This is a genomic window from Streptomyces sp. SID5785 (assembly GCF_009870065.1).
Lineage (GTDB): Bacteria > Actinomycetota > Actinomycetes > Streptomycetales > Streptomycetaceae > Streptomyces.
This window is the reverse complement of record NZ_WWIA01000308.1, coordinates 1-5,766: the sequence shown is the minus strand read 5'-3', so window position 1 is coordinate 5,766 and position 5,766 is coordinate 1. Positions and strand designations below refer to the sequence as shown.

Here is a 5,766-nt window from a genome sequence, read left to right as displayed (position 1 = left end):
TCGGCATCTCGCAGATGCACGTCTCCCGGCTGCTCGCCCGCACCCTGGCCCAGCTCCGGGAGCGGCTCCTCGTCGAGGAGTAGGTCCGCGCGGGCCTACTCGGGGTCCTTCGCACTGCCGGGCATGCGGATGCCGAGGGCGACGGTCGTCGCCGGGTTCACGAGCAGGACCAGCGCACTGACCGCGACCACCGCGAGCACGATGCCGACGGGCAGGGTGGCCCCGCCGCTCTGCCCGAGCGTGTACGCGACGGGCAGCGCCATGATCTGCGTGATGATCGCGGGCCCCCGGCTCCAGCTCTTGAGCGCGAGCAGCCCGCGGGCGGCGAGCAGGGGCAGCAGGGCGAGCACGATCAGCGTGATGCCGCCGGTCATGGCCTGCTCGGGGTTGTCGGGGTCCCCGGTGAGCCCACCGACCAGGAGGTAGGCGCCGCCCACCAGGAGGGCGGCGCCCTCGACGCCGGCCAGGGCCGCCGCGGCGGTCAGCCGGCCGGGGCGCGGCTCGGCGGGCGCGGGCGTCTCGGGGGCGGGGTTCTGCTCTGAGGTCACCTTTGCAGAGTAGCCCCCGCGCGGGCGCGCTCCGCAGGCGTGCCCCGCGCGGGACCGGGCTCCGGTTCTTACCGGACTCCTACCTCGGTCTGGGCCGGATCAGGGTCGCTGGGTACCCTGCACTCCATGCGTGCACTTCTCGTGGTCAATCCGGCGGCAACCACCACCAGTGCGCGCACGCGCGATGTCCTGATCCATGCGCTCGCCAGCGAGATGAAGCTGGAGGCGGTCACCACCGAGTACCGCGGCCACGCGCGCGACCTGGGCCGGCAGGCCGCGGAGAGCAAGGACATCGAGCTGGTCGTCGCCCTCGGCGGCGACGGCACGGTCAACGAGGTGGTGAACGGGCTGCTGCACCAGGGCCCCGATCTGGACCGCCTGCCGGGCCTCGCGGTCGTCCCCGGCGGCTCGACGAACGTCTTCGCGCGCGCCCTGGGCCTGCCGAACCATCCCGTGGAGGCCACCGGCCAGCTCCTGGACGCCCTGCGCGAGGGCCGGCAGCGCACGGTGGGCCTCGGGCTCGCCGCGGGCACGCCCGGCACGGACGACGAGGCGGTGCCGTCGCGCTGGTTCACGTTCAGTGCGGGGCTGGGTTTCGACGCCGGCGTGGTCGGCCGGGTGGAGCAGCAGCGGGAGCGGGGCAAGCGTTCGACGCACGCCCTGTATGTGCGACAGGTGGTGCGCCAGTTCCTGGGTGAGCAGGACCGCCGGCACGGCACCATCACGCTCGAACGCCCGGGCGAGGATCCGGTCACGGATCTGGTCGTCTCCATAGTGAGCAACACCTCCCCCTGGTCGTTCCTGGGCAACCGGCCGCTGTATCCGACGCCGCAGGCGTCCTTCGACACCGGCCTTGACGTGCTCGGACTCAAGAAACTGTCGACTCCGGCGGTGGCCCGGTACGGCGGTCAGCTGCTCGCCTCGACGCCCGAGCGCGGGCCTCGCGGGAAGAACGCGGTCACGCTCCACGACCTGACCGACTTCACCTTGCATTCGAAGGTCCCGCTGCCGCTCCAGATGGACGGTGACCACCTCGGGCTGCGTACGAGCGTGGCGTTCACAGGCGTACGCCGTGCACTGCGTGTGATTGTGTGAGTGGAAGGGCCCAAAGTCCTTTATCTCGAACGTTTGGGCCAGGCTCCACCCCATGGAAGTACGGCTGTGACCGAGGCGACACCGAGGAATCAAAAAAAACTTTCCTGAAGGGGTTGTATCCGCCGCCGAGGTTTGCGAATCTCTACATGGCGCTCGGGACGGCCCGCAACATCGGCCCCACAGAGAGCCCGAATCCCCTCCTCAAAGCAACGGACAGTCGTCGCAGATGTGACGTTGGTCCCTTCACTTGTTGAGGGATTCGTGAAAGCGTTCACATTCACAAGCAACTTGCACGTAATACCAAGGAGAGGTAGCAGCCATGGACTGGCGTCACAACGCCGTTTGCCGCGAGGAAGACCCCGAGCTCTTCTTCCCCATCGGCAACACCGGTCCTGCGCTGCTGCAGATCGAGGAAGCCAAGGCCGTCTGCCGCCGCTGCCCCGTCATGGAGCAGTGCCTGCAGTGGGCGCTCGAGTCCGGCCAGGACTCCGGCGTCTGGGGTGGCCTCAGCGAGGACGAGCGCCGCGCGATGAAGCGCCGCGCCGCTCGCAACCGGGCCCGTCAGGCCTCCGCCTGATCCCCACCCCGTATCGAGCCTGAGCCCGGCGGCGCGTACATCGCGTACGCATCTCCCGCCCCCGAGCCGCAGCGCGCAGTACCCCCGATGCTCCCCCAGGCTCAGCCCGGGACATGACCCGAGCAACGCGAGCAGAGAGCCCCGGACCGCACCACGGTCCGGGGCTCTCTGCTGTGCGGGCCTACTTCTCGGAGCTCACCGGGATGTCGAGGATGACCCGCGTGCCGCGCTCGGGCGCCGGCACCATGTTGAACGTGCCGCTCAACTCGCCCTCGACCAGGGTGCGTACGATCTGCAGCCCCAGGTTCCCGGCCCGCTTCGGGTCGAAGTCCTCCGGCAGTCCGACGCCGTCGTCCTGGACGGTGATCAGCAGCCGGGCCTCCTTCGTGGTGCCGCCGCGCACGGCCGAGACCTCCACGGTGCCGGTGTCGCCCTGCCGGTAGCCGTGCTCCAGCGCGTTCTGCAGGACCTCGGTCAGGACCATCGACAGCGGGGTCGCCACCTCGGCGTCCAGGATGCCGAAGCGCCCGGTGCGCCGGCCGGTGACCTGGCCCGGCGAGATCTCGGCGACCATCGCGAGGACGCGGTCGGCGATCTCGTCGAACTCCACGCGCTCGTCCAGGTTCTGGGAGAGCGTCTCGTGCACGATCGCGATGGAGCCGACGCGCCGGACGGCCTCCTCCAGCGCCTCGCGGCCGCGGTCGGAGCCGATGCGGCGGGCCTGGAGGCGCAGCAGCGCGGCGACGGTCTGCAGGTTGTTCTTCACCCGGTGGTGGATCTCCCGGATGGTGGCGTCCTTGGTGATCAACTCGCGCTCTCGCCGCCGCAGTTCGGTGACGTCGCGCAGCAGCACCAGGGAGCCGATCCGGACGCCCTTCGGCTTGAGCGGGATGGCCCGCAGCTGGATCGAGCCCTCCTCGCCCTCGATCTCGAACTCGCGCGGGGCCCAGCCGCTGGCCACCTTGGCGAGCGCCTCGTCCACCGGGCCGCGGGACGGGGCCAGTTCGGCCGTCGTCGAGCCGAGGTGGTGGCCGACCAGGTCCGCCTGGAAGCCGAGCCGGTGATAGGCGGAGAGCGCGTTGGGCGAGGCGTACTGGACGACCCCGTCGGCGTCGAGCCGGATCAGGCCGTCGCCCACGCGCGGGGACGCGTCCATGTCGACCTGCTGCCCGGGGAACGGGAACGAGCCCGCGGCGATCATCTGCGCGAGGTCGGAGGCCGACTGGAGGTAGGTCAGCTCCAGGCGTGAGGGGGTGCGGACGGTCAGCAGGTTCGTGTTGCGGGCGATGACCCCGAGGACCCGGCCCTCGCGGCGGACAGGGATGGACTCGACCCGGACCGGGACCTCCTCGCGCCACTCGGGGTCGCCCTCGCGGACGATGCGTCCCTCGTCGAGCGCGGCGTCCAGCATCGGGCGCCGCCCGCGCGGCACCAGATGGCCGACCATGTCGTCCTGGTACGAGGTCGGACCGGTGTTCGGCCGCATCTGTGCGACGGACACGTAGCGGGTGCCGTCCCGGGTGGGGACCCACAGGACCAGGTCGGCGAAGGAGAGGTCGGAGAGCAGCTGCCACTCCGAGACCAGCAGGTGCAGCCACTCGAGGTCGGAGTCACCGAGGGCGGTGTGCTGGCGGACGAGATCGTTCATGGAGGGCACGGGCCGAGCGTACCCGGCGGCCCGAGGGGGTCCGAAACGGTGCGCGCGGCTGCCCGAGGACACCGACGGGCCGCGGCGCCGGGGGCGGGACCCTCGACCCGTTCCCTGGCACCGCAGCCCTTCAGGTGCACCGGCTCTCCGGGTGTGCGGTCCCGGGCGCCGATCGAGGATCCGTCGCAGTCAGGGCAGAGAGCGACAGGTCCTCTGTCCGTCCTCCTGTGCGGGGAGGGCGGAGGCCTGTGACGTCATTGTGGACTAGACCATTCTTGGATGTCCATGCGTCTGCGGACGTTTGTCGATCCGAGGGGCCCCACCGCGTCCGCCGGCGGCGCACCCTCGGGTTACTCCGAAGTACGCACCTGGTCCAACCTACGCCCTGGGACACGGATACCGGGAGCCGTGGGTTCAATTCGTGGCCGGGCCGTCATCGTCACCGTCCGGACCGGCCCCCGCCCGCTCGACGTGCCGACGCGCGCGGCAGCGCGGAGCATGGTGCCAGGAGGGCGCCGGCCGGGCGCCCCGGGTGCCGGAACCGCCTTACCGGCAGGGGTTCCCTCTGCTAGATTGGTCTATACCACATGTGCTCGCGCAGGTGGTCCCAGTCACCTCTGACCAGAACTCTGACCAGAACGGCAGGCCCAGCGTGGAAGTTGTGATCGTTCCGGACGCCAAGGCAGGTGGCGAGCTGATCGCCGAGGCGATGGCCCAGCTGCTGCGGCGCAAGCCCGACGCGCTGCTCGGCGTGGCCACCGGCTCGACCCCGCTGCCCATCTACGAAGCCCTGACGGCCAAGGTGCAGGCGGGCGAGGTGGACGCGTCGCACGCGCGGATCGCCCAGCTCGACGAGTACGTCGGTCTGCCCACCGGGCACCCCGAGTCGTACCGCGCGACGGTGCTGCGCGAGGTCGTGGAGCCGCTCGGGCTCGGCGCGGACGCGTTCATGGGCCCCGACGGCAGCGCGGCGGACGTGCAGGCCGCCTGCGAGGCGTACGACCGGGCGCTCGCCGAGGCCGGCGGCGTCGACCTCCAGCTCCTCGGGATCGGCACGGACGGGCACATCGGGTTCAACGAACCGTGTTCGTCGATCGCCTCGCGGACCCGGATCAAGACGCTCACCGAGCAGACCATCGCGGACAACGCACGCTTCTTCGACGGCGACCTGAGCCAGGTCCCCCGGCACGTCATCACCCAGGGCATCGGCACGATCCTGGAGGCGCGGCACCTGGTGCTGCTCGCGACGGGCGAGGGCAAGGCGGACGCCGTGGCGGCGACCGTCGAGGGTCCCGTCGCCTCGGTGGTGCCCGCGTCGGCGCTCCAGCTGCACGGGCACGCGACGGTGGTCGTGGACGAGGCGGCGGCATCCAAGCTGAAGCTGGCGGACTACTTCCGGCACACCTACGCCAACAAGCCTGAGTGGCAGGGCCTGTAGGACCACGGGCCCCGCTGCGCGCGGGAGGACCCGTACGACGACGATGCCGGTCGCCCTGGGAGGGGTGACCGGCATCGTCGTCGTACGGGCCGGGGTCAGCCGGTGATGACCTCGGCCGCCGCGATGCCGCAGACCCGGGCCGCGCCGTGGGTCGCGATGTGCAGCGCGCCGCGCGGCGGTGCCTGCGGGATGCCCATCTCGACCACGATCGTGTCGGGGCGGGTGGCGAGCAGGCCGTCGAGGGCGCCGGCCATCCACGCGTGCCGGTGCTCGTCGCGGACGACGGCCACGATGCGCCGTCCCGCGGCGGCGGCCAGCGCCTGGGCGCCCGCGTCCTGGCCCGAGTAGGAGCCCGTGGTGGTGCCGGGCAGCAGCCGCTCCAGCTCGGCGGCGACGCCCCAGGGGGTCTCGTCGCCGACCGCGATGTTGGCGACGGGCGTGAACGCGGCGACGTGCACCG

The 5,766-nt window shown here is 71.5% G+C and carries 5 protein-coding genes and 1 pseudogene; 3 read left to right on the top strand and 3 right to left on the bottom strand.

All coding sequences use genetic code 11. The features are described from left to right. Window positions 1-95 precede the first annotated feature (95 nt). Window positions 96-548, bottom strand: a complete 453-nt coding sequence (locus tag GTW43_RS10170; RefSeq protein WP_161301315.1) for a hypothetical protein — start codon at window positions 546-548, stop codon at window positions 96-98. Window positions 549-674: 126 nt separating this feature from the next. Here GTW43_RS10170 and GTW43_RS10165 point away from each other — a divergent pair, with 126 nt between their 5' ends. Continuing rightward, window positions 675-1,643, top strand: coding sequence for a diacylglycerol kinase family protein (locus GTW43_RS10165; protein WP_161301314.1), 969 nt, complete (start codon window positions 675-677; stop codon window positions 1,641-1,643). Between the two features lie 319 nt (window positions 1,644-1,962). Continuing rightward, a complete protein-coding gene (locus GTW43_RS10160) occupies window positions 1,963-2,220 on the top strand; it encodes a WhiB family transcriptional regulator (RefSeq protein ID WP_016639615.1) in 258 nt (85 codons plus the stop codon). Between the two features lie 181 nt (window positions 2,221-2,401). Here the strand turns inward: GTW43_RS10160 and GTW43_RS10155 are convergent, their stop codons facing one another. Next, window positions 2,402-3,868, bottom strand: a complete 1,467-nt coding sequence (locus GTW43_RS10155) for a PAS domain-containing sensor histidine kinase (RefSeq protein ID WP_161301316.1) — start codon at window positions 3,866-3,868, stop codon at window positions 2,402-2,404. Between the two features lie 652 nt (window positions 3,869-4,520). On the opposite strand from GTW43_RS10155, the gene nagB reads away from it, so the two are divergent. After that, window positions 4,521-5,306, top strand: coding sequence for a glucosamine-6-phosphate deaminase (gene nagB / locus GTW43_RS10150; RefSeq protein ID WP_161301313.1), 786 nt, complete (start codon window positions 4,521-4,523; stop codon window positions 5,304-5,306). Window positions 5,307-5,401: 95 nt separating this feature from the next. Here nagB and GTW43_RS10145 read toward each other — a convergent pair. Further along, window positions 5,402-5,766 (bottom strand): annotated as a pseudogene (locus tag GTW43_RS10145) (glycoside hydrolase family 3 protein); the annotation flags it as partial.

Bases quoted from the DNA above. Each gene is read 5' to 3' on its own strand.
- GTW43_RS10165 (WP_161301314.1), top strand. From the start codon at position 675: ATGCGTGCACTTCTCGTGGTCAATCCGGCGGCAACCACCACCAGTGCG.
- GTW43_RS10160 (WP_016639615.1), top strand. From the start codon at position 1,963: ATGGACTGGCGTCACAACGCCGTTTGCCGCGAGGAAGACCCCGAGCTC.
- GTW43_RS10155 (WP_161301316.1), bottom strand. From the start codon at position 3,868: ATGAACGATCTCGTCCGCCAGCACACCGCCCTCGGTGACTCCGACCTC.